This is a genomic window from Pseudomonas sp. GW456-E7 (assembly GCF_059424105.1).
The window spans coordinates 43,998-70,338 of record NZ_JBWKZB010000014.1 but is presented as its reverse complement, the minus strand read 5'-3'; the positions used below and the strand labels follow the sequence as shown (position 1 = coordinate 70,338).

Here is a 26,341-nt window from a genome sequence, read left to right as displayed (position 1 = left end):
GATTCGGGCCTCAGGTCCTTTGAGGCCCTCGTCGCTAAAGCCAGGTTGAAACTCAGTTCTTCACGACCGGCACCGTCACGGTTTTGCCGAAGGCCGACTTGATGGTCGCCGTCGGGGCAGCCGACGGGCCGCTGCCGACGGTTGTCACCGCTATATTCCAGCGTGCGCCTGTAGGCGTAGTGGTCAAGGTGGCGGTGCCAAGGTTCACCGTGCCGGTTGTGGTCGTGGCAGTCGCCGTGATGGTATTGCCCGCGCCACGCGAGGTGGTGCCCGACAGCACCCAATACCAGCGGCCGCTGCTGCGGGCGGTGACGGTGGCGCTGGTGACGATCAGGTTCTCGACGACCCCTGCCGAGACCGCTACGGATACCGTCGCCGGTGCCGATTCCGCCCCCTTGGCATCGGCGGCCTGATAGGTAAAGTTCGCGGTGAACGGCGCGGCGATCGTGGCCGGTGGCGTGTAGATCACGCGCAGGCCATCGGTGCTGACCGAGCCCATGCCAGAGTCCGGTTGTGCCAGGCCCACCACTTTAAGCGGCACGTTACCGTCAGGGTCGGTGTCGTTGGCCAGCACGTTAATGGTCACCGGTTGGCCGGTGTTGCTGATGGCGCTGTCGGGGTTGGCGACAGGTTTCTGGTTGGCGAGGTCTTCGACACGTTCATCGCCAGTGCGGAAAGTCGGCAGCGCGGCGGAATTGACGTAGGTGACGCCGTCCCAGCCGGGCAGGGGCGTTGGCATCAACTGGAACTGGCCGGGGTGCTCGACATCCCAACGCATCAGCATGGACGTGTCCTCGTGCTGGGTGTTGTGGCAGTGCTCCAGGTAGGTCCCGGCGAACTCGCGGAAGCGGATCGCAATGTCAACGTCCACCGAACTGTCGATGCCTTGACCGATGAGATAGACGTCTTTGCGCGCCCATTTTTCCCATTCTGGCGGCGCCTTGCCGTCGCGGTTGAGGACGATGCCCTCTTCGAAATGCACGTGCACCGGGTGGCTCCAGCCGTTGCCGCCGTTCCTGATTTTCCACACTTCCAGGGTGCCATCGCCGGAGAACCCGGCAGGGGTCGGACCGGTGGCCAGTTGCGGAGCGGCGCTGACGATCCGAGGATCCATTTGGTAGCCGAAACCACCATCGGTCTTGATCGTCCAGGGTTCTTCGTCGGTGCCGTCGGAGCGACCGAAGATGAACTCGCGATGGCGCGCAGCCTTGAGCTTGGCCTGCACCACCGGATCATCGCGGTTAAGGGTCAGTGGGATCATGCTTTTACCCACCGGCTTGCCCGGCTTGGCGGGTTCGTAGTCGGCGGGGTTCATGCTCACGTCCTGGCCGGAATATGGCTGGACCACCATCTGCATGAACTTGCCCACCGCCGGGTCACCCAAGTCCCATTCCAACCCCTTGCTGCCCAGCTTGAGCACCGCTTTGTACTTGCCGGACAGCACATCGGCCAGGCTCAGCGCAATATTCTCCGGACCCTTGCCGTCGTGGTGCTCCATCAGGTTGACGAAGTACAGCTTGTCGCCGGTCTTGATCCCGTACTTCGAGAAGTTGACGATGATGTCGAAACGCTCGGCAATGCCCTGGGTGGGCAGTATCGCGTTGTGGTCCTGCACATCGCCGTCGGCGTCCAGGTCCATGCTGCCGTCGAACGGCACGGCGTGTTCCATCAGGTTGCCGTCGTTGGCGATCATGTGGAAGGGCACGCGGGTATAGGACAGGCCCGAACCTGCCGGGCCGGGGAATTCACCCCCGGTGCCGGCGACTTCACGCACCAGCGCGATCCTGAAGAAGCGCGACACCGAGCCATTGAGGATGCGGAAACGATAGCTGCGCGCACGCACGTTCAGGCGCGGCTGGTACTGCCAGTTGACCAGGATCTGATCGCCGAGGAAGCCATCGGTGTTGAACGGGTTGAACCACAACTGGCCATTGGCATCCCAGGCCTTGTCGGCCACCATCAGGTTGACGTCGTAGTCACGGTTGCCCCAGGGCAATGCCGAACCGCTGGGCAGGCGCAGGTTGACACCGTCCTGCAGCGCTTCGTTGCCGCGGTCCATGGCGCTGTAGTAGTTCATCATCGACGCGCTGCCCTTGTAGACGTTTTGCGCGGTGAAATCGAGCATGTGGTCGTGGAACCAGTGGGTGCTCATGGTTTCGCGCCAGTCGCCACGGATCTTGATGGTGCCGTTGTTGCAGGTCTTCAGGCCCGGCGTGGCATCGTTGACGTACAGGGTTTCACCCGGGGCGCAGGGGAACGCTGCGCGCGAATCCTGCGCAGTGGTATTGATGCTGTCATAGCCGGCCAACTGAATCGGCCAGCGATAGTCGTAGTACTGCCCCGGAAAGAAAAACGCATTGGCATAGCCGTCGCTTTCGGCCGGGGAGTGGCCGTTGTGTTCGTGGGTGCTGAGGGTGTGCAAGCCAAAACCCATGTTGGCCGCCGGGTCGATCGGCAGGGCGTTGTAGTGGCGCATCAGCACCGGCTGGCCGTAGCGCACCATCAGCAGTTTTGGCGGGAAGGTGCCGTCGAAGGTCCAGAGCGCCTTGTGGTTCTGGATCGGCATGTTGGGGTGGAAACGGGTATCGATGCCTTTGGTGGTGCCCGCAATGATCGGGTTGTCCGAGGTCTGGTTGTAGAGCCCGCCCGGCCCGAACTCACCGACGGCGTAGTTGTGCAGCTGGCGACGGTCGCGCATGCCGCCGTTGAGCTTGGCGCCTGCTTGGGCGGTCTTGAAGGCGACCTGTGGGTAGAACTCGTTCCAGCGCTGATGCGACCAGCCTTTTCCTGGCGGACGCCCCTCGGCCGGCGAGCCGACCGGATGGCGGTTGAGGAAGGCTTCTACCTGCGCTTTCCACGGGTTACGGTCCAGCACGTTGGAATACTGCGACGGAAACGGGTACAGCCCGGGCTGGCGCATGAAGGCTTCGAGCGCCGCGGCCGAGGGGCCGCTGCGGGCGATGCTGTTCGGGTCCTGCACGGGCGCCGGGCCGACGGTCGGAGGCGGGAAGGTCAGGGGCGGTGCTGGCAGTGTGGGGTCGAGTTTTTCCGTGCCGAATTCTTCGAACAACAGCAGTTGCTGAGTGTACGGCTGCGCCCCGAACAACGGGCTGGGCTTGCCGTTGGTGGGGATCTTGAATGATGTCTGCAGCGCTGGCGGCAGCACGTTGTCGGTCGTCGGCGTGGTGCGGGTACCATACACGCCATTGGGCAGGGCGAAGGCGCCCGTGTTGGTGGGTGGCATGGCCTCTATGGCATCCAGCGCGGCCTGGGGATCGGCCGGCGGATTGGTAAACGCCGAGGGGTCCGTCGGTGGTGGCGGGCCGAAATCATCCAGTGGCGCGGCGTCTGCCGTGGCCAGGGAAAGGAGCATCGCACAAGGCAGGCTTGATCTGCGCAGCCGGTCGAAGGTATTGCATGGTGGTGTCGCGCTTTTCATTTTGTTTACCCCTCGGCTGATGTCCCGTCGTCTCCATGTCCGGGACGACCGCTGTTGTGGGCACAAGTGGGGGAGTGCAACTAATGAGCCATCACCCGGGCAAAGAAAAAATCCAGGTAAATGAATGGGTTGTTGACTGGGTGATCGGCAGCAGAAGCGGGGGATATTCCTCCAATATGGTGGTGATTACCCGGAAGGGTGGGTGAAGGACCCCAGTTATGGGGGATATGGCAGCCCGGCCTGAATGTTTAAGCTGATATCATTCAAGAAATACCGGTTGAGCAGAACAGCATGAATCGTCGCAAGAAAATAAATCAGTTGTTAAAGGCTAACGCCAAAAAGGCGAGTGCCAAACTGGCACCGAAAAGCAAGGATAAGTACATCAGCAAGGCTGACCGATTGAAGCTGGCTGCCGAAGCGGCTCAAGACCCGGTTGTTGCCAGCGAGAGCTGATCCGCGCAGCTCACGCCCCCTTTTGCCAATCAGGGGGCTCTGCCACCACGAACTCAGCGAATACCGGCGCCCGCCATGGACTCCGGCACCCACTGCGCCGTCGATAGCGGCTCGATGTAGCGGATGCCGCCATGAGGGCCCACCACGCCATTGATGTTATAGGTGCCTTTCGACAGGTCGTACGTCATGAAGGGCGTGGCATCCGGGACTTGCTGGTCATAGCTCTGGCTGAAGAATGCGAAGGAACCACGATACAGCTGGCCACGGGTGTCGTACTGGTCGGAGGCCACCGCGGCCCAGGTGTCTTCATCCAGGTAAAAGCGGCGCTTCTGGTAGATGTGCTTTGCACCTGGCTTGAGGTTGCCCTCCACGACGTAGACCCGGTGCTTTTCCCAGCGAACGAAATCCGGGGCAATGAAATCGGGGGTGGTCAGGGATTTGGCGTTGCGAGCGTAGGTGAGCTTGTAGGTGTTGTAGGGCACGATCATTTCCTGCTTGCCGACCAGCGTCCAGTCATACAGCTCGAGCGCACGGGCTGTACCGGGGTTGGGTGTGTCGTAGGCCAGGATCGAAATCTGTTTGACCCGGCGCTGGGCCGGCATGTATTGCCAGGCGCGGCCAGGAAACTCCGTTGGATTGGTGGCGTTCTTGAGCATGATCGACTCGCCGGCTCGGCGCGCAGGCCCGGTATAGGACAGTTTCAACTGATAATAAATGTCCGAGCTGTTGAACGGCTTGGACATGTTCTCGTAGATCGGGAAGGAGACGAATGCCTCGCCGGTGACTGCCAGGCTCGGTACGCCAGCTGTGTCGACCGTCCAAGAGTCGTACTTGGAGTGGATGTTGACGCCCTGGTAGCGCAGCAGGAAGTTCCACATCGCCTCGGCGCCCGATTGCGGGATCGGGAACGGCACCCCGGGCAGCACATTGTCGATGGCGATCCCGCCGTTGAGGGACTTGGCATTGGTGGCATTCCTGCGGCTGTTGTCCAGTACCGCCTGGGGCAGCGATGCCGTGCGGTGGGTCGGGTACACGTCGATGCGAAAGCCGGGGTAGCGCTTGGCCAATGCCACGGTGGTGGCGGTGAGCATGCCTTTGTACGAATCGACGTTCTTGCCATTGATCACCAGCAGCGGTTTTTCGCCCGCAAAGGGGTCCGGGCGCATGCTGTCGCCGGTCTTGAAGCCGGGCGGGGCAGTGGTCAGGCCACCGTTGTAGGGCGGAATGGAGCCATCGGCATTACCGGCCTTTTCGGCGCCCACCCACGTCAGGCTGCTGCCCAGTCGGGCGGCTTCCTGGCTCGATACATAGGCGTGGGCATCGATGGCCAGCGCCATGAGGGGGACGGCAGCCAGAAGAGTTTTCACGAATTTCATATTGTTGTTCTCCTGCCTGGTGTTCCAGGCAACTCGTGACTCAGGCGCAATGTCGCTTACGTCGACTCGTCGCCAGAGACCTTTTCAGTACTGCCATTAGATAACCCTCGTGTCAGGGGCGCTTTTCATTCGACGACAGCCCCTTGGCTATTCATGACAGGCCTATTGATGACAGGCCCGGCTGGTCCCGGCGGGCATTCGATGGCGTGATCGCTGGGAGTGACCGTCACTTGTTTGTATTTCCCAACGGAATCATTGAGTTACCGAGTGGTCATAGCCATGGCTCCGGATGAAAGTCTCGAGCAGCCATGACCCTTGCATAATCCCGACATTCAGGACGTTTTCATGAATCGCGCAGCAATCTTGATCTTGGCCATTTCCAGCGCCGTGTTGTTGGGAGGCTGCGGCCCGCATTGGGATGACGGAGAACGGTACGGGCGATATCACGATCATGATCATCGACGTGGTGACGACTGGAGAGGGAACGATGATCGAGGTTATGACCGTGACTATGATCGTCGTGGCTATGATCGAAGCGACTATGATCGCGATCACCGTCGCTACCGTGATCGCGATGACAATGACGACTGACAGGTCGCATTGAAATGCAGGGGCTAGTGGGGAGCTGCTGTGAAACCTGGCCCACCGCGCAGCTTGTGCCTGAGGCTGGAGAACAGAAAATCGAACATTTCTTTCTTGCAGGCATCCAGCGGAATCGCTTCGAGTGAAAGAAGCCAGAGATCCGATCCTTGCCCTGTCCCCGTCATGAACCCCGGAAGCTGAACAAGCCCGGGGTCGGACTCGGCAAAGGCTTGCCACATCAGCGCAACATTTTGACCCGCTTGAGTGGCCGCCTTGAGCGCGGCCCAGGAGTCTACCCAGCTACCGGTCCGGGCGTCTTCCTTGAGATGACGGGTCATCCAGCTTGCCAGCATGCAGCCGTTCATGTCTTCAGACCACCCAACCCAGGTAGAGCGCTCCGGGTCCACACGGGGACGAGGGGGGCTCGCGGCGCCATAAACCGCGAGTGACAATCTACCCAGGCAAAGCCCTGTCAAATACTCAGGCCTTGCCCTCAAAACGCCCAGGGCGATGTCGGCTTTGCGTTGGGTCAGAGCGATTCCCGGGTCACGTACGCTTGAGACCTCAACGGTCACTTCGGCATGGGTCTGTTGAAAACGCATGATGTCGGGGAGCAGGTCGCTGCCCAGTTCCGCTGCGACGGCAACGCGAACATGCCCCTCCAGTGCGCCTTGTTGCTTGACGAGTGTGGTTGACAACTGCGCGACATGCTTTTCGAGTTGCTTAGCACACTTCAAGACTTTGACGCCTACTTCAGTTGGATGATATCCGGACGCCGATTGTTTGAAGAGTGGACTGCCGATGCGTTTTTCCAGTGCTTCGACACGACGGCCTACAGTTGTTCGATTAACCCCCAACGCTTTTGCACCGCCCAAATAAGAGCCCGCTTCAACGGCCGCGAGGAAATAACGTAGATCGTCCCAGTCCAGCATTCTCGATGTTCCTTTTTGTTCTAATAGTGCTTCCGATCTTTCCCCTCAAACACGGGTTTTACTTGCGCTTGATCAGTATCTGGTTGACGGGGGCGAGGCTGTGCATAAAAGCACGTATGGGTGCAGCGATCAACCATCCGGTAAACCCCGGAACTCAAAGTAGCCTCATGGCGCCTGCGGTGTACGCCTGCATTAAAGCAACTTGATTGCAGCGTGCGAGAATGCACTGTTGCGTGCAAATTTGAACCTTTACACAGCGTTCTTGCACTACTAGTTTTCTTCACATTCATCTGTATGGCAGTTGGCCCTGGAAGTGAACTTCATAGAGGAAGGAAGATGGTTGATTTTGCACGGATAATCTCGAAGTTGCCTGATCGCTATGCACGTGGCTGGCATTGCTTTGGACTTGAAAGAAATATCAAGCGGGGCGAAATAACTTCTCTTGAGGCCTTTGGCACAGAACTGGTGGCGTTCCGGGGTGAGGACGGACAGATTCGGGTTTTCGACGCTTACTGCCCGCATATGGGAGCGAACCTGGCAAACGGAACCGTCAAGGGAAATACCCTGGAATGCCCCTTTCACTCATGGCAGTGGGGCGATGGCGGTTACTGCGAAAAGATTCCTTACTGCGAAAAAATCCCGCCTAAAGCACGGATCCGGCAGTGGGAAAGCATGGTCGAAAACGAACTTCTGTTTATCTGGCACGATCACGAAGGTCAGGGACCGATTGCTGAACAGAAAATACCGGCTCACAGATGTTGTACTGAAGATGGCTGGTCGGATTGGGCCGTTATCAGCAAGCCGGCGAATACCAACTGCCGGGAACTGATCGATAACCTTGCCGACGTGTATCACTTTGAACCGGTCCACGGCTCACCCGTCAGTAGTTACCTTAATGTTTCGCAAGGACATACATACTGCCAGATGCTGACAGGCGGAAATCAGTTGATTGGTACGGGCGATTCGCTACGCAGTATTGCCTATTATTATGGGCCGTCCTATGTAATAGCGGACATGGAAGCCGAAATGTGGGGCTATAAGCTCGAATGCATCATGATGATTGGTAACGTTCCGATTAATCATGATCGCTTCATGATGCACTTCGGGATGAAAGTGCGGGCGCTGGAGTGCTTGTCTTTTTCCGAGAATCAAAAGCTCATCGCTGAATACATTGCCAACGGGCAGGAAACTTTCTTTCAGGATCTGCGTATCTGGGATAACAAAAAGCGCGTGGACAATCCAATTCTCTGTGGCGGGGACGGGCCGGTATATCAGTTGCGCGAATGGTATGACCAGTTTTATCTGGACCGTGAGCAAGTGCCCCTTAAGTCCATCGAGAAAAGAGTATTTGTTTCTCGCGAAAGAGAGGATACGGCGCAATGGCTTCTGGATGTTCATGGTGTCGGGCTCGACGGCCAGGCAGTCAGCCAAAGGGAGGGGTTGTTGTCTGGTTCCGAGGCATAGGGTGGCGCGCAAAAAACAATAAAAGCCTGGAGATACAACCGTGAAAAAAGACTTTTTTTCTGAACGATTCCCCAAGGGATGGTTTGGTGTGCTCTTTTCAAGTGAGCTGGCCGCAGGGGAAATAAAATCGTTCAAGTACTTCAATCGGGATTACGTGGCTTTTCGGGGTGAAAACCAGGAAGTGGCGATACTCGATGCGCATTGCCCGCACCTCGGCGCCCACCTTGGCGGCGGCAGTTGCGTAGGAAATACCATTCGCTGCCCCTTCCACGGATGGCAGTTCGATCAGGAGGGAAAGTGCACCGCCATCCCGTACTCGGAGCGTATTCCACCCAAGGCGAAGGAAGGCGCCCTGAAATGGCACCCCGTACGCGAACTCAACCAGATGATTCATCTCTGGTTCGACCCTGAAGGTGGCGAGCCCGAATGGGAGGTTCCGCGGTCAGCCGAAATGAGCGGGGAGGAGGGCTGGACGCGTTGGTACTTCAAGCGCTGGAGGATCAAGACCCAGGGTAAGGAGATCATCGAAAACCTGGTGGATACCCCGCACTTCGCCATCGTTCACCAGTCGCCCATCGACAAGATCACCGTTGAATACGACAGGCACATCGCACGGCAGATTTCCTTGATTGGCCAGCACCCCACACTGGGCAGTCAACTGGAGACGGTGGCCACCTACTTCGGACCCGGCGTCATGCACGTTGAAATGCAGGGTACCCACGAAAGCCGCCAGGTCAACTTCCATACGCCGGTCGATCACGAGAGTCTGGACCTTTGCTACGGATTGAAGCTGCGTCATGATCGTTCGATTGCGGATATTGACGCCATTGCCGAGGAGTACGCCGGGTTTGCCCATAAGGCGTTCTACGAGGATGTCGAAATCTGGGAGAACAAGGTGTATCGCGAGTCGCCGCTGTTGTGCCAGGCGGACGGTCAGCTGTTCGAACTGAGAAAGTGGTATCGACAGTTTTTTGTTGATGCGCCACCTCAGGCCAACATTGCCTGATCAATGGTCCCCTCCATAGACAGCACTACAGAAACGCCACTCGCTAGAGTGGCGTTTCTTTGTCTGGGCCGGTTGATGGAACGCATCACCGTAGAGACGCTGGCCCGGGCAATACGCAGCGAATAATTTGCAGCCCGTCTCATACCTGGCACTAAAGTGAACAAATCATTGAAAAAAACGCTATAAGCTATAAATAAGATGATAGATGGCATATTGCTAGCAATCAGTCAGTGAGTGTCGGCGGTTTTTGGCTAAGGGAGCCCTGATGAGTTTTCGTACATTGACCGACTCCCGGCGGCATTCGAGCCATTGCGAAGTGGCCGCACTCCAACCAACCGTGAATCCGGATACTGTCGGCATGGCTTACGCTGGCAACGACGACTCGATCGAACAGGTGCTGGACTCAGCGCGCAACTGGGCCCACAGCACTGGCTGGGTGTTCTACCGCGCCGGCGAACAAATGCATTGGGTCGGGCAAGGCGACCCGCGGGCGCAATGGCCTTCGAGCATTGCCAATGAGGCGTTTGAAGCTTTTTGCCTGACGTCGAACCTGCATCGTTGGCCGACCGGCAGAGGCGAAAGTGAGCTGGGTTGGCTGCTCGCACCCATCAATGAAGCTGCTGAACCCGCGTTTGCGGACTTTGCCCGGCGCCTGGGCATCGAGCTACAGACCAATACCCTGGCCCGTGCGCAGATCACCCAGCGTGTGCTGTATGAAATTACCTATCTGGCCAGTTCGACCCGTGACCGTTCAGTGTTCCTGGTGGGGGTTCACCGGCTGCTGGCCAGCCTGATCGACGCCGAGAACTTCTATCTCGCGCTGTATAACCCGCACACTGGCAAGATCGATTACCCGTATTACGTCGACATCATCGACGTCGATGCCCTGGAATCGGAAAACTATGAATACCTTGACCCTTCGCGCCTGTCGTTGACCGGGCAGGTGTTGACCACTGGCCAGCCATTGCTGATCGACGCCGCCGGCATTCTCGCGGCCCAGGCACAAAACCGTTTCCACTGCGTGGGTGATCGTCCCGAGTTCTGGATGGGCGCACCGTTGAAAAATGCCTCGGACGACGTGTTTGGCATGCTGGCGATGCAGGTCTACGACGTTTCGCGTGTCTATAGCGCTGAAGACCGCGCGTTGTTTCTGGTGGTCGCCCGTCACGTGGCCATGGCGCTGGACCGGATCCTGCACCGGGAGGACCTGGAAGAAACGGTGATGCGTCGCACCCTGGAACTGTCCGCACTCAACGATGCATTGCGCCAGGAAGTGGCAGAACGGGAACGCGCCGAACATCTGCAGAGCGCGCTGTTCCAGATTGCCGAACTGTCCAGCCAGCCCGGTGACATGGCCGAGTTGTTCAAGACCCTGCATGGCATCGTCGGTGATCTGCTGTTCGCGCAGAACTTCTATATTGCACTGTTCGACGACGCCACCGGCGAAGTGACCTTTCCCTATTACGTGGATGAGCGGCAGACGACCTGCCCGCCGGCACGGCGAGGGCGCAGGGGCCTGACCGAATATGTGATCCGTCAGCGCCGACCTTGCCTGATTGACGTCGCCGAGGCCGAACGCTTGTCCGCGCAGGGTGAAATCGAACTTGCCCATGAGTCTGTACGCTCTTACTCCTGGCTGGGCATTCCCTTGTTCGAAGACGACGCGGTGCGTGGCGTGCTGGCGGTGCAAAGCTATACCTCACAGGTGCGCTATACCCAGCGTGACCAGGAACTGCTGACGTTCGTATCGCGGCACATCGACACGGCGCTGTCGCGACGCACGGCCGCTGAAGCGATCCATGCCGCCAACCTCCAGCTGGAAGCCCGGGTGCAGAGCCGCACCCGCGAACTCGATCACGCCAACGCCAAGTTGCAGCACGAAAACGCCCACGATGCGCTGACCGGGCTGCCGAATCGCACCTACCTGCAACAGCGCCTCAACCTGGCCTGGTCGCGGTTCGGCCGCGAAGGCGGGCACCTGGCGGTGATGTTCATCGATCTGGACCGCTTCAAGATGGTCAACGACAGCCTCGGCCACCACTTTGGCGACCTGCTGTTGATGCAGGCGGCCCAGCGTTTGCGCGGTTGTCTGCGCGAGACCGACATGCTGGCACGCCTGGGGGGCGATGAGTTTTCGGTACTGGCGCCCGAGGCCCCGCTGGACGTGATGATCGAAATTGCCGAACGGATCCTGGTGGCATTCGACCTGCCTTTTTTCATCAACGGCTACGAGGTTTTTTCGTCTTGCAGCATCGGTATCGTCAGCGCCGACAGTCAGTTCCATCACGAGCCCGCCGACTTGCTGCGCGATGCCGATGCAGCGATGTACCGGGTCAAGAGTGCCGGGCGCGACAGCTACGCGGTGTTCAACCAGGAAGTGCGCCGTGAAGTCTCGGACCAGGTCGAGCGGGAAGGGGCCTTGCGCAACGCGCTCAAGCGTACTGACGAACTGCTGCCGTATTTCCAGCCGATCGTCAGCGTCGAAACCGGCGAGCTGCTGGCCCTGGAAGCGCTGATCCGTTGGCATCAGCCGGGCGGCCGGGTGATCGCGCCGGGCGAGTTCCTGCCGGATGTCGAAGGCTTGCGCCTGATCGGTCGACTGGACCTGTACATGCTGACCAGCATTGCCGCGATCCTCGCGCAGCCCGAGCACGCCAATTGGCCTGCGGTGCACGTCAACTGTTCCAGCTACAGCATGACGCGTCCCGACTTCGCCAGTGAGGTACTGGAACTGCTGGCGCAGCACCAGGTATCGCCGTCGCGGATCTGCCTGGAACTGACCGAAGGGGCGCTGGTCGCCGAGCCGGCGATTGCCCGACAGACCATGCAGAAACTGGCCGACAACGGCATGTCGGTGGTGCTCGATGACTTCGGCGCAGGGTTTTCTTCCCTGAGCTATGTGCATCAGTACCGTTTCAGCGGTTTGAAAATCGACAAGTCGTTCATCCTCGAACTGACCAGCAGTTCCCGCAGTCGCGCGATTGTCCGGGCGATTGTGCGGATGGCCGAGTCGCTCGACCTGAGTGTGGTGGCCGAAGGCGTCGAGGATGAGGCGACACTGAAGCTGCTGCGTGAAATGGGGGCAGGGCAGGCCCAGGGTTATCACTTTGCCAGGCCGATGGCATTGAAAGCGCTGTTGGCGAGTGAACTGCTCGGCCGCCAGGGATCAAGCGGATATCATGGCGCAAACCAATACGGATGAACATTTTTCAAGGGAGGGACTCATGGCATCAGGGCAATGTCTTTGCGGGGCGGTACGCTTTTCCCTGGCGGTAGAACCACGATTTTTCTATCGCTGCCATTGCACGCTGTGCCGCAAGCAAACCGGGGTCGGCCATAATCTCGCCACACTGGTCAATGCTCGCGACTTTCGATGGGAAGAAGGGCAAGAGGCGATCACCGGTTGGCGCAAATCCAGCGGGTACAGAAATGACTTTTGCTCGCGATGTGGCTCGACCGTGCCGAATGTTCTTCGCGAAACACCTTATTTCTGGATTCCGCTCGGACTGCTCGACGCCGAGCTGAGCATGGAATGCATTGGCGATTTCTGTACCGATGACGCGATGCCATGGGATGAACAACGCTCTGAAAGAAGTCATTGCGCAGCCCCGGAATCATTGGGTTTTCTTCTGCATGAACTCCAGGTCAATACCTGACCCGGAAACGGTTCACCACTGTCCGCTGCCCGGAGTGCCGAATGCCGCCCATCATCAAGCCCCTGGTGGCGCTGTTTGTGCTTTGCCTGGCACTTGAAGTGCCGGCCCAGACCAGCGACTGCCCGGCTGGCGAGAGACAGGTGTGCCTGGACGGCTGCATCTGCCTGCCGGACGTGGTGCCCGAAGACGTTTACCAGATCGCGACGCCCGCCCTGGCGCTGTGGCTGACCCAGGCCCGCGATGAAGCGGCCATCGCCGGCACCCAACCCATCCCTGCGCACATCCGTGAGCAACTGCTGCCCTGGTACGATTCCGGCGTCCTCGATGCCGCGCGCTACAAAATCAGCGACAACGGCCAGTTCAGTGCCGCCACTGCCATGCTGCAGAACCCCGATGTCGGTGCCGTGACGCTGATCGACATCATCCTCTTCCGCGACCCCCAAGCCGCAGAACAGGACGTCGCGCTCTGGGCTCACGAACTCAAACATGTGCAGCAATATCAGGAATGGGGTGTGCAGGAATTTGCCCAGCGCTATACCCATGACTTCAATGCCGTGGAGGCTCCGGCCTATGCCATACAGGCCGAGGTCAGGCGGGCAGTGCGCAAAGGGGTTGAATGAAGCCGTCCCGACTCAGCCCCGGTTGGCGCAGACGATGATTTCTACCCGCAGCGCCGGGTCTGCCAGTTTCGCCTCGCCACAGGCGCGGGCGGGGGCATGGCCCGCCGGTACCCACGCATCCCAAACGGCATTCATGGCGGCGAAATCCGCCATGTCAGCGAGCCAGATGGTCACTTGCAACATCTGCTCCCGTGACGAACCGGCCTGTGCCAGCAAGTCATCCACCCGTGCAAGGGCATCGCGAGTCTGACCGGTGATGTCGTGACGCGCTTCCCCCACTTGCCCGGCCAGGTACACCGTATTGCCGTGGATGACGATCTGGCTCATGCGCTGGTTGGTCTGCTTGCGTTCGATTGTTTGCATCAATTGCACTCCTTTGGAAGGCATTGCTCAGAAGCGTTGCACGGAAAAGCTGTCCAGCCATTGGGGCGCCTTGCCGGCGATACAGTCAGCCACCAACTGGCCCGTCGCGCCGGCCAGGGTCAGGCCCAGATGCTGATGACCGAAGGCATAGATCAATCGCGGTTCGTTGGGTGACGGTCCAATGACCGGCAACGAGTCAGGCAGGGAAGGGCGGAACCCGAGCCACTTGCGCGCGACCGGCTGGGTCAGGCCCATGACCCGGCGTACGTGGCGCTCCAGGTAGTCGAAGCGCTGCGGATTGGCCGGGTCATTGATCGAGCCAAGTTCCACCGTGCCCGCGACCCTCAGGCGTCCCGCCATGGGCGTCATGTAGAACGCACTTTCCACCGGGCAGCAGGGGCGGTTGAGCAGGGTGTCCTGCAGATCGAATTCGATGTGGTAGCCGCGTTCGGTGTCCAGTGGAATGTGATCTCCCACCTGACGCGCCAGTGCCGCGGACCAGGCGCCGCCACACAGCACGACGCGATCGGCGCGCCAGCTTTTCCCTTCGGCGCTGCCCAGGTACAGGCCGTCACTCTTGCGCTGCACGGTGGTGATCGTCGCCTGATGCACTGCGCCTTCGGCGACCAGTGGCGCGGCCAGCGCTTCGATGAAGGCGCGCGGGTCATCCATGTGCGACGACTCGGGAAACAGAATGCCGCCGACCGCCTTGCCTGCCAGCGCAGGCTCCAGTTGTTCGACATCCGCCGCGTTCAGCACTTGCTGGGCAATGCCCAGGGCGCGGCGCAGTTCGATCGCCGGTCGCGCACCGGCCAGACCTTGCTCGGTGCCGTAGGCATAGATGCAACCGTTGTGACGCAAATGCCGGTCGGCCAGCGGAGCGTCGGCCAGCAGCGGCGCATAGCCGCTGTAGGTGTGCTGGAGAATCCTGCTCAGGGCCTGGGTGTTGGCCTCGCAGCGCGAAGCGCGACATTCATTGAGAAACCGCAGCAGCCAGGGCATCAACCTTGGCAGGCGTGCCCAGTTGATGACGAAGGGCGACTCCCTGGAAAACAGCAGTGACGGAATTGCCTTCAGCAGCGACGGCTGGGCAATCGGCATCACGCCGTAGGGTGCCAGGGTGCCGGCATTGCCATAGGACGCGCCGCCGGCAATCGCATCGCGCTCCAGCAACACGACCTGGTAACCCTGGCGGCGCAGCCAGAGTGCGGTGGCAACGCCGACAACGCCGGCACCGATAACGGCAATTTCGCAATGAACGGGCTGTGTCATGTCCTCAGATCCGGTTGTGCATGTGGAGGTGACCCTGACGTGCCAACTGGCTGATGATGGTCAGGGCTTTGATCAACTGTTCCCGTGACAGGGCCGCGGAGATATTGATGCGTACCGCTTGCGGCGAGAGTTCCGGACGCAAGGTGAAGGCGCCGCCAGCCAGCAGCACCACACCGCGGTCCTGACACAGGCGGGCGAAACGCGAGCCGGTCCAGGGCTCCGGCAGTACCAGCCAGGCGTGGGTGCCGGTGGCGCTGTGCTGGAACTCCAGGCCTTCAAGGTGCGTGGCCAGCAGCGCCTGGCGAATGCGCAGTTCTTCGCGCTGTTCCGCCACCAATTGCTCGGCATGACCGTCCTCGATCAACCGGGCGGCGATCAGCGCCGTCAGGGGTGACGTACTCCAGCAGTCGATGCGCTGCATGGCGGCGATGTCCTGCACCAGGGGTTGCGGCGCCATGACAAACCCCATGCGCAGCCCCGGCGCGATGCATTTGGACAGGGCCGAGATATAGATCGTGCGTTCCGGCAGCAGCGCGGCGAAAGGCGCCGGCGACTTGTCCAGCAGGGGACGATAGACATCGTCTTCGATGACCAGCAGGCTGGTTTCCCGAATGACTGTCGCCAGTTCTTTGCGGCGCTCGGCATCGAGGGTGATGGCGGTCGGGTTATGGATCGACGGCACCAGAAACAACAGGCGTGGCTGATGTTCGACACAGGCCAGGCGCAGGGCTTCGGGGGACATGCCGCGTTCATCGGCGTCGACCCCCACCAGAATCAGCCCCAGCGAACGGCACAAGGCATTGATGCCTTGATACGTCACGCTGTCGGCCAGCACGGTATCGCCGCTGTTGGTCAGGCTGCGCAAGGTGCTGGCGATCCCGTGCTGGGCGCCTTCGCAAATCAGCATCTGCGAGGCCTGGGCCTCGACGCCGGTGTGGCGCAGCCATTGCGCCGCCGCTTCACGGGCCCACAGCGGACCTTCGGACGGGTGATAGTCCTTCATGTCGGCAAAACGCGGATCGCTGGCAAGGCGCGGCAACAGCTGCGCCAACACCCGATTGAAGCCATGGGTGGCGGGGCGATTGACGCTCAGGTCGACGGTGCCCGGGTCATTGCTGGGGGCCGACTGAAACTGCGCCGCCGGATGCCGCGGCTGTGCAACTTGCGTTCCGCGTCCCGGGCGGCTTTCCACCAGGCCTTTTTGCTGCAGCACGGCCATGGCTTTGGTGACCGTGGTGATGTTCACCCCCAGTGCGCTGGCGAAATCGCGATGGGGTGGCAGGCGTTCGCCCGGTTTGAGCTTGCCGTTGCCGATCGCTTCGGCCAGCGATTCGGCCAGCTGGGCATAAAGGGTTTCTGCCTTGTCGCGTTGCAACGCCGCGCTGGCTTTGAGTTCGTCCAGCAGTTGTTCGAATTGACTCATGGTGCTTTATCCCTGCTTGTCATGCTCTGAGCCAGACAATAAGCGAATTTGTATTGCTTTTTATCCGATACAAAGCCCATTGACAAGCTAAAAAACCGTGATTAGTGTGTGAGTTGTAATGCTTGTCATGCAACACAATAAGAAAATGGCTGGCGATGACCAGCCCAAACGGGTAAGCACATGACTCATAAAACTTTCCAGCCGGGCTCAGGCCTGGCTACCCGACACCAAAGCCTCTTGCCCCCGAGAGTGGGCGGCACAGAGTATCCGGTGAGTTGTCCCCCTCGCGCAAAGTCTTCGATGAATTTATCCGGTCGATCGACCCTATCCACCGCAGCGGAGGTCCTCCGATGAGCAACGCCCAGCCAAGCAAGACAACACCCGGCCAGCAACGCCTCAGCGGGGCACTGCGTCAACGCCATATCACCATGATCTCCCTGGGCGGCATCATTGGTGCCGGCCTGTTTGTCGGCAGCAGCGCTACGATCCAGGCAATCGGGCCCGCCGCCTTTCTCAGTTATCTCGCTGCCGGCATCGTGGTGATGCTGGTGATGCGCATGCTCGGTGAAATGGCCGTGGCGCTGCCCGGCGTCGGCTCCTTTACCGAATACGCACGTATCGGCCTGGGTAATTGGGTCGGGTTCACCAGCGGCTGGTTGTACTGGTACTTCTGGGTGATCGTGGTGGCGGTGGAAGCGGTGGTCGGCGCCAATATCCTTGAACAGTGGATACCGCTGCCGGCCTGGATGATCGGGCTAAGCCTGCTGGCGATCATGACCGCCATCAACTGCCTCTCGGTGAAGTCCTATGGCGAGTTCGAGTACTGGTTCGCCTCATTGAAGGTTTTCGCGATCATCGTCTTCATCTTTGTGGTGGGCGCCTACCTGTTCGGGTTCGCACCGAGCACCAGCGCGCTGCTGGGCAATCTGGTGAATGACCGCGGCTTCATGCCTTACGGCGTGAGTGCGATCCTGGCTGGCGTGCCTACGGTGATCTTCGCTGTCGGAGGCGCCGAGATTGCGACGATTGCCGCCGCCGAGTCCGACGATCCGTCGAAGAACGTCGCGAACATGACCCGTTCGGTGATCTTCCGTGTCATCACCTTTTATGTCGGTTCGATCTTCCTGATTGTCTGTGTGGTGCCCTGGGGCCAGATCGTCGCCGGTCATTCGCCGTTCGTGGCGGCGCTGGAGGTCATGCGCATTCCAGGGGCGGCGATGATCATGCAGGCGGTGGTGCTGGTTGCGGTGCTGTCGGCGCTGAACTCCGGGCTGTACGTGTCTTCGCGGATTCTGTTCGGCCTCAGCCAGCGCGGTGACGCCCCGGCAAAACTGTCGGTGCTGACCGGGCGCAAAGTGCCCAGGGCCGCTGTACTGCTCAGCAGTGTGATCGGCTACATCGCCATCATGGCGGCGATCATTTCTCCGCAGGGCGTGTTCCTGTTCCTGGTCAACGCTTCCGGTGCGGTGATGCTGTTCGTGTACCTGGCGGTGGCGCTGGCGCAGATCAGGGTACGCCGCCAGGTCGAAGCCACCGCGCCGGCGCGGCTGACCCTCAGGATGTGGCTGTTCCCATGGCTGTCCTATGCTGTGGTGGCAGTGATTGCGGGTGTTTTGGTGGCGATGGCGTTCCAGGAATCCTTGCGTACACAGTTCCTGGCGAGCCTCGTCAGCCTCGCCGTGGTGTCTGTCGCTTACCTGGTCCTCAGGCGCCAACGGCAAACCGCCGCCACCCCCCACGTCAATGCCATCGACATCCTCGCGGGTCTGCCGACACGGTCATAAATCACGGGAAGCATCGCGCCACGGACGGCGGTTGAGTAGCAAGGCTTGTACCGGTCACAACAATAATTTGCCTATAGGTGATGTATGTCCGACTTCAAGTTCAATACCCAGGGTGTTTCCCGGCGCGCAGTGCTCAAGGCCGCAGGCTACGGTTCACTGGCGGCAATGGCTGCCAGTGCCACGGGCCCGATGTCGTTCGCGTTCGCTGCCGACAAACCGATCAAGACCGTACGTCCCGGTTACCTGACAGCGGCCTGCCTGGGCGACATGCCCCTGGGCGCGCTGCGCGAAGGCGTCCCGGTCGGTACCGATCTGGAGTTGCTCAAGCTGATTGCCGACCGCCTCGAACTCAAGCTCGACGTACTGACCATGGGCTTCCCGGCGGTGGTCGAAGCCGTGCGGTCCGGGCGTGCCGACTGGTTCGGCGGCAACTTCGCCTGGAACCCCATGCGCTCGAAAATCCTGCTGTTGACCGACCCGGTGTTCTACACCGGTGCCTACGTGATCATGCGCGACAGCGAACCGTTCGATACCTCGATCACGGTCAATGATGTGAAGGGCCGTACCATCGGCGCCATCACCGGTTATTTCACCATCCCCGACATGAAGAAAATCGAGGGGGTGAAGGAGGTCAAACTCTACGACAACACCGATTCCTGCTTGCGCGACGTGCGCGCCGGGCGCCTGGATTTTGCCGTGCTGGATGCGCCGACCATCGACTACATGATCCTTCAGGACCCCAGCCTCAAGCTCAAGCAGATCCCCATGGCCTACGACGAGAAATTCCCCAGCCTGACCGCCAAGTTCGAGGCGATCTGGGGTGTCCATCCGCAGAACCAGGACCTGTTCGATGGGGTGAACCAGGGGCTGCGCTGGTTGAAAGCCACGGATCAGATCAAGCCGGTGCTGGCCAAGTACGGCATCAAGAACCCGGACTACCTCGTACCGCCCGCCAAGGACCCGCGCATCGGTGTGGACCGCGACGAGAAGGGCAATGTCATTGGACCCTTCGAGCATCCAGCCCGTGATTTCAGTCAGGCCTTTGCCTGAATCGAGGACCTGACCCATGGCTGAATCCACTCCACTGGTGCGTATCGAAGGGCTGCACAAGTCCTTCGGTAGCCTGGACGTTCTCAAAGGCATCGACCTCAACGTGCAGCAGGGCCAGAAAATCTCGCTCATCGGCCCCAGCGGCTCGGGCAAGACCACCTTGCTGCGTTGCGTCAACTACCTGGAAGAGCCGACCAAAGGCGACATCTACATTGACAACGAACTGATCGGCCAGCGCCTGGTGGGCAGCCGAAAAGTGCCCATGAGCGATAAGGAACTGGCGCGGATGCGCGCCGAAATCGGCATGGTGTTCCAGCGCTTCAACCTGTTCCCGCACCTGTCGGTGCTGGAAAACATCATCCTCGGTCCGCTCAAGGTGCAGCAGCGCAATCGCGCCGAAGCGGTGGAGCTGGCCGAGGACCTGCTGAACAAGGTCGGCATGTTCGCCAAGCGCGATGCCTTTCCCGAGCAACTGTCGGGCGGGCAGCAGCAACGGATCGCCATTGCCCGGGCGCTGGCGATGAAGCCCAAGTTGATGCTGTTCGACGAGGCGACCTCGGCACTGGACCCGGAGTTGGTCGGGGAAGTGCTGGGCGTGATGCGCAGGCTGGCGGAAGAGGGCATGACGATGATCATCGTCACCCACGAAATGAGCTTCGCCGAAAGCGTTTCCGACCAGGTGATCTTCATGGCTGACGGCAATATCGTCGAACAGGGTCCGCCGCGACAGATTTTCCGCGAGAGCCAGATCGAACGTACCCGCTCCTTCATCCGCGCCGTGCAGGAGCATTGATCGATGTTCGATACCACTGCGCTGAACAAAGCCATCGAGATGCTGCCGTACTTTCTGAACGTACTGGGCGTCGGGGCGCTGACTACCATCGGCCTGACGGCTGCTGCGTTTGTAGTAGCGGCGTTGCTGGGTTTTTGCCTGGCGTTGATGCGGCTTTCGCGCAGCCGCCTCCTGAGTCTGATCGCCAGCGTTTACCTGGAGATCTTTCGCAACATACCGATCCTGACCCAGTTGTTCATTCTGTACTTTGGCCTGACCTATATCGGTATTACCTTGCCGGCCATCGGCGCGGCGATCATCGGTTTCGGCCTGAACGGTGCGGCCATTCTGTCGGAGGTTTTCCGGTCGAGCATCCGCACCATTGACCGTGGCCAAAGCGAAGCGGCGTTCTCCATCGGCATGACCCGGTCTCTGGCGATGCGCATTATCGTGCTGCCACAGGCGTTCAAGGTGGCGATTCCGGGGATGGCCAACTTCGCCATCGGCCTGCTCAAGGACACCTCCCTGGCGTCGGCGGCAGCGGTGCCGGAATTGACGTTCAAGGCGAAAATGCTGGTCAGCGAAACCTACCAGACCAACCTGATCTACTTCCTGCTGGCGATGATCTACCTGATCCTGAGCCTGGTGCTTTCCCACTGGGCGGCGCGCACCGAACGCCGTCTCAAAGTCGTCAAGGAGAATTGAGATGGGCTATGGCGAGTTGTGGGACGCGACCCATGTAGAATTGCTGGCGGCCGCCTGGGCCACACTCCAGTTGGCGTTCGGTGCGTTGGTCATCGGCTTGATCGTCGGTTTGCTGGTGGCGCTGGCACGGCTTTCCGGCAACCGCGCATTGCGGCGCGCCGCGCTCTATTACATCGAGCTGTTTCGTGGCACCCCGGCGCTGGTGCAGTTGTTCATCGTCTATTTCAGCCTGACCGAAATCGGCGTTCACTTCAGCTCGTTCCAGGCCGCGATGATTGGCCTGGGACTGAACGCTGCAGCGTATCTGGCAGAGATCTACCGTGCGGGGCTCGAGGCCGTGCCCAAGGGGCAGGTGGAAGCGGCGAAAGCGATTGGCATGGCACGCCACAACGTGCTGCGTTGGGTCGTGTTGCCCCAGGCCATCCGCATCGTGCTGGCGCCCATAGGCAACGTCGCGATCTCGCTGTTGAAGGATACGTCCGTGGCTTCGCTGATCGCGGCACCGGACTTGATGCTGCGGGCGCAGGATCTGAGCTCGGTGTATTTCATGCCGCTGGAAATCTACATTCTGGTCGGCGCGATCTACTTTGCCCTGTGTTATCCGCTTTCACTTGGCGTGCGCATGCTCGAGCGCAAAACCAGGCACTGAGGTTATCTGGCGTAGCGCTGCCTGTGCCAACGCCAGGTGATCAACCACAGCACCAGGGCCGTCGCACTGATCGAGGCACCCAGCAGGCTGACGGCGATCCAGCCCCATTGCGCATACACCTGGGTCGCGGCCGCGGCCCCCAGTGCGCTGCCCACCGAGTAAAAGCACATGTAGGCGCCCACCATGCGGCTTTGGGCGTCGGGGCGTGCGGCAAAAATGAGGCTCTGGTTGGTGACGTGTACGGCTTGTACCGCGAAGTCGAGCAGGACCACTGCGCACACCAGCGCGATCAGTGATGTCTGCGCAAACGCGATGGGCAACCAGGACAGCGTCAGGATCACCAGCGAAATGCCGGTCACGCGTTGCCCCAGCCCCTGGTCGGCCCAGCGACCGGCTCTTCTGGCGGCGAGGGCACCGGCGACGCCGGCCAGACCGAACAGGCCGATGGCTGTGTGCGACAGCGACAGCGGAGGCGCGCTCAATGGCAGCACCATGGATGTCCACAACACCGAAAACGCGGCAAAGATCAGCAAGGCCAGCAGGCCCCGGATGCGCAAGACCGGTTCGGTCATGAACAGCCTGAACATCGAACGGATGAGTGCCGGGTAGGTGTTTCGGTTGCGTGGAGACACTGTGGCGGGAAGCACCTTCCAGAACACCGCCGCGAGGGCCAGCATCAAGCCCGACGAAACGAAATACACGGCGCGCCAGCCCGCCAGGTCGGCGATCAGCCCAGAGGTGAACCGCGCCAGGAGAATGCCCAGGACAATGCCGCTGGTGACGGTGCCCACGGCCTGGCCCCGTTGTGACGGCGTTGCCAGCACGGCGGTATAGGCCACCAGCACTTGAACCATCACCGCCAGCAATCCCACGATGACCATGGCGCCCAACAGGGTCAGCCATTGCTGCGCTGCACCGACTCCTGCCAGTGCAACCGCAGACAGCAGCACTTGCGTCAGGATCAACCCCTTGCGGTTCAACAAGTCACCCAGCGGGACGATGAACAGCAATCCCAGCGCGTAACCGACCTGGGTAGCCGTCACCACGATCCCGATCATCGATGAGGCAACCCCCAGGCTCTGAGCCATTGAGTCGAGCAGGGGTTGGGCGAAATACACGTTGGCGACTGCTAGCGCGCAGGTGACGGAAAACAACAGCGTAAGTGACGGAGAAAGCCCCGCAGCGCTGTCTGCGCGGGCGCTTTTCCCATTATCCGCATCGGGCAGGCCCGAAGCCTGCGATGTGAAAGGGCAGGTGGCTGAATCGGCATCGGCTGTCACATGAGCCTCCGTGGCGCTAAACTGGTTTCAATTAAAAACTTGATTTAATTGTTATCGGATCAGGTTTTAAATTGCAACCACTTTGCTCGGGACTGCAAGGCAGGCCGGCAATCCTTATCCGGAAGGTCAATACGATGGTCGAAGACACTTCACCGCACAGCAGCGAATGCCCGGTAGCCAGAACACTGGAGGCCATTGGGGATCGATGGTCGCTGATGATCATCCGCGACGCATTCGACGGCATTCGTCGATTCAGCGAATTTCAGAAAAGCCTGGGCGTGGCCAAGAACATTCTGGCATCGCGCTTGAAAACCCTGGTTGAGGTCGGTGTGTTCGACGTACAACCCGCGTCAGACGGCAGTGCCTACAAGGAGTACGTCCTTACGGAAAAAGGACGGGAGATCTTTCCGGTGGTGGTCAGCCTGCGGCAGTGGGGGGAACGTTTCTTGTTCAAGCGCGAAGAGACGCGTTCTGTGCTGCTGGACAATGAGCGCGGCCAGACCCTGATGCCGATTGAAGTTCGTTCCTCGAGCGGCCAGAAACTGGGGCCGGCCGACTGCCACAGGGTCAGAGTGGTTGCCGACGAGTCGTGAATCGATGGCCCATGCGTTCGAGGGGGCAGTCATTGTTCAATGTTTCAATTTTTCGGTTTGGCGCTGTATGACCCGTGCGCAGGTGCCTGGCAGATGAATCAGTCGAGCAGTGACACCAGCCGAGGTTCGATGGACTGTGCAGACAGGTCCAGCAGTGCCAGGGTGACCGGCAACTTGAAGCGTCGACGCCCGGCGCTGCCCGGATTCAGGAACAGTCGTTCGCCGCGCCATTCGATGCCTGGTTTATGGGAGTGGCCGGTGATCACCAGGTCGATACGCTCATCTGGATGGAATGCAAGGTCGGCGATGTCATGCACCAGCAGGACCTTCCAGCCGTTGAGGTCCAGGCGCAGACAGTCGGGCAGCTCGCGCGCCCAGGGCGCGTCCAGGTCGTTGTTGCCACGCACCCCGTGCACCGGGGCAATGGCCGCCAATTGCTCGAGGATGTGCGCGCTGCCGATGTCGCCGGCGTGAATGATGCAATCGCAGCCCAGCAGGGCGGCGATGGCTTCGGGGCGGAGCAGGCCGTGGGTGTCGGAGATGACACCGACTTTCATCGCGGGCGGGTCGAGCGGCATTCGGACGGTGCCGCCACTAACTTTGCGGCACTACCCGCGCTTCGTTACCGCTGCCCTCGACATAAACCTTCAGGCCTTTTGTCAGCGCCGGATTGATTGGCTGGGTCACCTGAACCAGTACGCCGCTTTGGGTCCGAACGATGATCTGCTGAGCGTCCACGGGCTGATCATACTTTTTCTTTTCGACGTAATTGCCGCCAACCCCGCCGGCGAGGGCACCGGCAACCATCGCCACATCCCGACCGGTTCCCTGGCCGACCAGGCTTCCCAAGGCTAAACCGCCAAGGCCGCCCAAAATGGCGCCGACGCCGCTATCGTGATTGGTCTGCATCTGGGTGAGGGAAATCTGCTCGATTTTCCCCGAACGAATCTGCGTCTCGCCAGCGCCTCCGCTCCCGGCACCGACCGCGGAACAGCCGCCGAGCACCAGCCCAAGAAACGTAACCGACAGCCAGGAAGCGATAGTTTTCATCGTCGAACTCCATTTTCAGGGGAATAGATCATGCAAACGCTTCAATTCACGTTAGACGAAAAAGCCTGATGCATTCGGTTCTTTTACCGGGCAAGGTCGGTAGCGGGGCTTGCGCAAGGCAGAGTTGACAGCTTCAACAGGCGTCACTTGGCCTGGTTCGAGGGATAAAGACCGGCGAACCGCGCTATCACCACACCCACGTAAAAAACGCCTGAAAATTCTTCGACCATCACCAGTGAGCGGGCATGGTTGGTCATCGGGATAAAATCACCGTAACCGGTGGTTGTGAGCGTCGTGAAGCTGAAATAAATCAGTTTGAAGAACGTGCCGGGTTGTTCGAAGTCGAAGTGGCCGGGGCCGAATGAACCAGCGCTGGATATCTCGACCAGGGCATATACGAAGGACCAGACGAAGGCCAGCATGATGTAACCCGCAAGCGCGCCATGCAGCTTGTCGGCAGAAACTGGCCCGCGATTGAGAATATAGCGAAGCACTCCGCTGAACGAGACGGCAAGAGACGCCGTATAAGCTATCCCGGCAAGGTTGAGAATCGCGATACTCTGAGCCCACAACGCCGTCCATTGAAGGCCAACCCCAAGCAACGCCAGGCCCAGCTTGAGAATGAATCCCCGCCGAGTCTGCCTGGTGACGAAAGCACCCACGAGCAGCACGATTGAAAACAGAATGCCAAGCAACGTACGAGCAAACAGACCTTGCTCAAGAAAGGGAAACAGCAGGATCAATCCCAGCAAGAGCAGCAATAGATAGGTGCAGGGACCTTTCCCCATGAGCATCTGAGCTAAACCCTCGTCGAATTCGGCTTTATCTTGCGGATTTGTCATATCGGTTTCCCAGAGACCTGAGTAAAACTTCAGGCCAGACGTCGCGCGGTTGAAATCAGACTTGGCTTCAGAATAGTCGGCAGTACGATTCAAGTCGTGAATGGGAGTTGGAATGCTCTAGTCCGTGCCTTCCGGCAACCACTGTCGTGAAACTGTAATATTGCGGTCATAGAATTGACATGACTGCTTACATTTACTACAGATGGCCTTTGGCCTTTTCATGGATGAGCAAGCCTTATGCGTCGTGTCGTATTCAATCAAAAAGGCGGCGTTGGTAAATCCAGCATCGCCTGCAATCTTGCCGCTGTGAGTGCTGCCGAAGGGTACCGAACGCTGCTGGTTGATCTCGATCCCCAGGCCAACTCGACTCACTACCTCACGGGGCTGAGCGACGAGCTTATTCCTGCAGGCATAGCCGATTTCTTCAAGCAGACGTTGTCCGGCGGTTTCGAAGGCAGACGCAATCGGGTTTCCATCACCGAGACCCATTACAACAACCTCCACCTGGTGACGGCGAGTCCCGATCTGGCAGACCTGCAATCAAGACTCGAGAGCAAGTTCAAGATCAACAAGCTGCGCAAGTTGCTGGTTGAACTGTCCGAGGATTATGAGCGCATCTATATCGATACGCCGCCTTCGCTGAACTTCTACACCTTCAGCGCTTTGGTGGCGGCAGACCGGGTGCTGATTCCATTCGATTGCGACAGCTTTTCTCGCCAGGCGATGTACCGGGTCATCGCTCAAGTCGAAGAACTGCGACTCGATCACAATGAGTCACTTGAAGTGGAAGGGGTGGTGGTGAACCAGTTCACCGGGCACACCGGGTTTCACCAGAGTCTCGTCAATGAGCTGCTGGCCGAAGGCTTGCCAGTGCTGCCGGTTTATCTCAGCAGTTCCGTCAAGATGCGCGAGTCTCACGAAGTGTCTGTTCCCATCGTGCATCTGGCCCCGCGCCACAAGCTCTCGCTGGAGTACGCGGGCTTGCTGGATGCACTGGAGCGGGCCGCCTGACAGCGAGTCGCTGTCTTCG

Annotated in this window: 24 protein-coding genes; 14 read left to right on the top strand and 10 right to left on the bottom strand. The window is 59.9% G+C overall.

What is annotated here, in order from left to right:
* Positions 1-52: 52 nt before the first annotated feature.
* The gene (locus AC07YV_RS11775) at positions 53-3,373 is read right to left on the bottom strand and encodes an Ig-like domain-containing protein (RefSeq protein WP_494990289.1); all 3,321 of its coding nucleotides are present in this window, start codon (positions 3,371-3,373) and stop codon (positions 53-55) included.
* Positions 3,374-3,730: 357 nt separating this feature from the next.
* On the opposite strand from AC07YV_RS11775, the gene AC07YV_RS11770 reads away from it, so the two are divergent.
* Positions 3,731-3,892 carry a DUF2986 domain-containing protein gene (locus AC07YV_RS11770; RefSeq protein ID WP_007974875.1) on the top strand — a complete coding sequence of 54 codons (162 nt, stop codon included), beginning with the start codon at positions 3,731-3,733 and terminating at the stop codon, positions 3,890-3,892.
* Positions 3,893-3,945: 53 nt separating this feature from the next.
* Here the strand turns inward: AC07YV_RS11770 and AC07YV_RS11765 are convergent, their stop codons facing one another.
* Positions 3,946-5,268 carry a DUF1329 domain-containing protein gene (locus tag AC07YV_RS11765; protein ID WP_102699550.1) on the bottom strand — a complete coding sequence of 441 codons (1,323 nt, stop codon included), beginning with the start codon at positions 5,266-5,268 and terminating at the stop codon, positions 3,946-3,948.
* 345 nt (positions 5,269-5,613) lie between these two features.
* Between AC07YV_RS11765 and AC07YV_RS11760 the strand changes: the two genes are divergently transcribed.
* On the top strand, positions 5,614-5,859 hold the full coding sequence (locus tag AC07YV_RS11760; protein ID WP_095966214.1) for a hypothetical protein: 246 nt from the start codon (positions 5,614-5,616) through the stop codon (positions 5,857-5,859).
* A gap of 23 nt (positions 5,860-5,882) precedes the next feature.
* Here the strand turns inward: AC07YV_RS11760 and AC07YV_RS11755 are convergent, their stop codons facing one another.
* Entirely contained in the window at positions 5,883-6,782 is a 900-nt protein-coding gene (locus AC07YV_RS11755) for a LysR family transcriptional regulator (protein ID WP_102699551.1), read from the bottom strand.
* 336 nt (positions 6,783-7,118) lie between these two features.
* Here AC07YV_RS11755 and AC07YV_RS11750 point away from each other — a divergent pair, with 336 nt between their 5' ends.
* From AC07YV_RS11750 to AC07YV_RS11730, 5 genes are all read left to right on the top strand, one after another.
* Complete coding sequence (locus AC07YV_RS11750) at positions 7,119-8,246, top strand: Rieske 2Fe-2S domain-containing protein (RefSeq protein WP_158248438.1); 1,128 nt, start codon at positions 7,119-7,121, stop codon at positions 8,244-8,246.
* Positions 8,247-8,334: 88 nt separating this feature from the next.
* Entirely contained in the window at positions 8,335-9,252 is a 918-nt protein-coding gene (locus AC07YV_RS11745; protein ID WP_158248439.1) for a Rieske 2Fe-2S domain-containing protein, read from the top strand.
* A 265-nt stretch (positions 9,253-9,517) separates the two neighbouring features.
* Positions 9,518-12,454: a sensor domain-containing phosphodiesterase gene (locus AC07YV_RS11740; protein WP_102699554.1), complete on the top strand. Its 2,937-nt coding sequence runs from the start codon at positions 9,518-9,520 to the stop codon at positions 12,452-12,454.
* Positions 12,432-12,908, top strand: coding sequence for a GFA family protein (locus AC07YV_RS11735; protein WP_494990288.1), 477 nt, complete (start codon positions 12,432-12,434; stop codon positions 12,906-12,908). Before AC07YV_RS11740 ends, AC07YV_RS11735 begins: the two co-directional genes overlap by 23 nt.
* A gap of 41 nt (positions 12,909-12,949) precedes the next feature.
* Entirely contained in the window at positions 12,950-13,528 is a 579-nt protein-coding gene (locus tag AC07YV_RS11730) for an eCIS core domain-containing protein (protein WP_102699556.1), read from the top strand.
* 12 nt (positions 13,529-13,540) lie between these two features.
* On the opposite strand, the gene AC07YV_RS11725 is transcribed toward AC07YV_RS11730, so the two are convergent.
* From AC07YV_RS11725 to AC07YV_RS11715, 3 genes are read right to left on the bottom strand one after another with little or no spacing between them, the layout of a single operon-like run.
* Entirely contained in the window at positions 13,541-13,891 is a 351-nt protein-coding gene (locus tag AC07YV_RS11725; RefSeq protein ID WP_102699557.1) for a RidA family protein, read from the bottom strand.
* 27 nt (positions 13,892-13,918) lie between these two features.
* A complete protein-coding gene (locus AC07YV_RS11720; RefSeq protein ID WP_102699558.1) occupies positions 13,919-15,163 on the bottom strand; it encodes an NAD(P)/FAD-dependent oxidoreductase in 1,245 nt (414 codons plus the stop codon).
* A 4-nt stretch (positions 15,164-15,167) separates the two neighbouring features.
* Complete coding sequence (locus tag AC07YV_RS11715) at positions 15,168-16,586, bottom strand: aminotransferase-like domain-containing protein (protein ID WP_102699559.1); 1,419 nt, start codon at positions 16,584-16,586, stop codon at positions 15,168-15,170.
* A gap of 350 nt (positions 16,587-16,936) precedes the next feature.
* Between AC07YV_RS11715 and AC07YV_RS11710 the strand changes: the two genes are divergently transcribed.
* The 5 genes from AC07YV_RS11710 (at position 16,937) to AC07YV_RS11690 (ending at position 21,546) form a co-directional block, all read left to right on the top strand.
* Positions 16,937-18,370 carry an amino acid permease gene (locus AC07YV_RS11710; protein ID WP_102699560.1) on the top strand — a complete coding sequence of 478 codons (1,434 nt, stop codon included), beginning with the start codon at positions 16,937-16,939 and terminating at the stop codon, positions 18,368-18,370.
* Between the two features lie 84 nt (positions 18,371-18,454).
* Positions 18,455-19,420, top strand: coding sequence for an ABC transporter substrate-binding protein (locus tag AC07YV_RS11705; RefSeq protein WP_102699561.1), 966 nt, complete (start codon positions 18,455-18,457; stop codon positions 19,418-19,420).
* 16 nt (positions 19,421-19,436) lie between these two features.
* A complete protein-coding gene (locus tag AC07YV_RS11700; protein ID WP_102699562.1) occupies positions 19,437-20,213 on the top strand; it encodes an amino acid ABC transporter ATP-binding protein in 777 nt (258 codons plus the stop codon).
* A 3-nt stretch (positions 20,214-20,216) separates the two neighbouring features.
* The gene (locus AC07YV_RS11695; RefSeq protein WP_102699563.1) at positions 20,217-20,897 is read left to right on the top strand and encodes an amino acid ABC transporter permease; all 681 of its coding nucleotides are present in this window, start codon (positions 20,217-20,219) and stop codon (positions 20,895-20,897) included.
* Between the two features lies 1 nt (position 20,898).
* Positions 20,899-21,546, top strand: coding sequence for an amino acid ABC transporter permease (locus AC07YV_RS11690; protein WP_102699564.1), 648 nt, complete (start codon positions 20,899-20,901; stop codon positions 21,544-21,546).
* A gap of 2 nt (positions 21,547-21,548) precedes the next feature.
* On the opposite strand, the gene AC07YV_RS11685 is transcribed toward AC07YV_RS11690, so the two are convergent.
* A complete protein-coding gene (locus AC07YV_RS11685; RefSeq protein WP_102699565.1) occupies positions 21,549-22,826 on the bottom strand; it encodes an MFS transporter in 1,278 nt (425 codons plus the stop codon).
* A gap of 134 nt (positions 22,827-22,960) precedes the next feature.
* Between AC07YV_RS11685 and AC07YV_RS11680 the strand changes: the two genes are divergently transcribed.
* Positions 22,961-23,419: a winged helix-turn-helix transcriptional regulator gene (locus AC07YV_RS11680; RefSeq protein ID WP_102699566.1), complete on the top strand. Its 459-nt coding sequence runs from the start codon at positions 22,961-22,963 to the stop codon at positions 23,417-23,419.
* A gap of 98 nt (positions 23,420-23,517) precedes the next feature.
* Here the strand turns inward: AC07YV_RS11680 and AC07YV_RS11675 are convergent, their stop codons facing one another.
* The 3 genes from AC07YV_RS11675 to AC07YV_RS11665 all read right to left on the bottom strand — a co-directional run bounded on the left by AC07YV_RS11675 (position 23,518) and on the right by AC07YV_RS11665 (position 25,311).
* Positions 23,518-23,976, bottom strand: a complete 459-nt coding sequence (locus tag AC07YV_RS11675) for a metallophosphoesterase family protein (protein WP_102699603.1) — start codon at positions 23,974-23,976, stop codon at positions 23,518-23,520.
* 37 nt (positions 23,977-24,013) lie between these two features.
* Positions 24,014-24,469, bottom strand: coding sequence for a glycine zipper 2TM domain-containing protein (locus tag AC07YV_RS11670; protein ID WP_102699567.1), 456 nt, complete (start codon positions 24,467-24,469; stop codon positions 24,014-24,016).
* A 143-nt stretch (positions 24,470-24,612) separates the two neighbouring features.
* Positions 24,613-25,311, bottom strand: a complete 699-nt coding sequence (locus tag AC07YV_RS11665; protein ID WP_102699568.1) for a potassium channel family protein — start codon at positions 25,309-25,311, stop codon at positions 24,613-24,615.
* A 237-nt stretch (positions 25,312-25,548) separates the two neighbouring features.
* Here AC07YV_RS11665 and AC07YV_RS11660 point away from each other — a divergent pair, with 237 nt between their 5' ends.
* Complete coding sequence (locus AC07YV_RS11660) at positions 25,549-26,322, top strand: ParA family protein (protein WP_102699569.1); 774 nt, start codon at positions 25,549-25,551, stop codon at positions 26,320-26,322.
* Positions 26,323-26,341 lie beyond the last annotated feature (19 nt).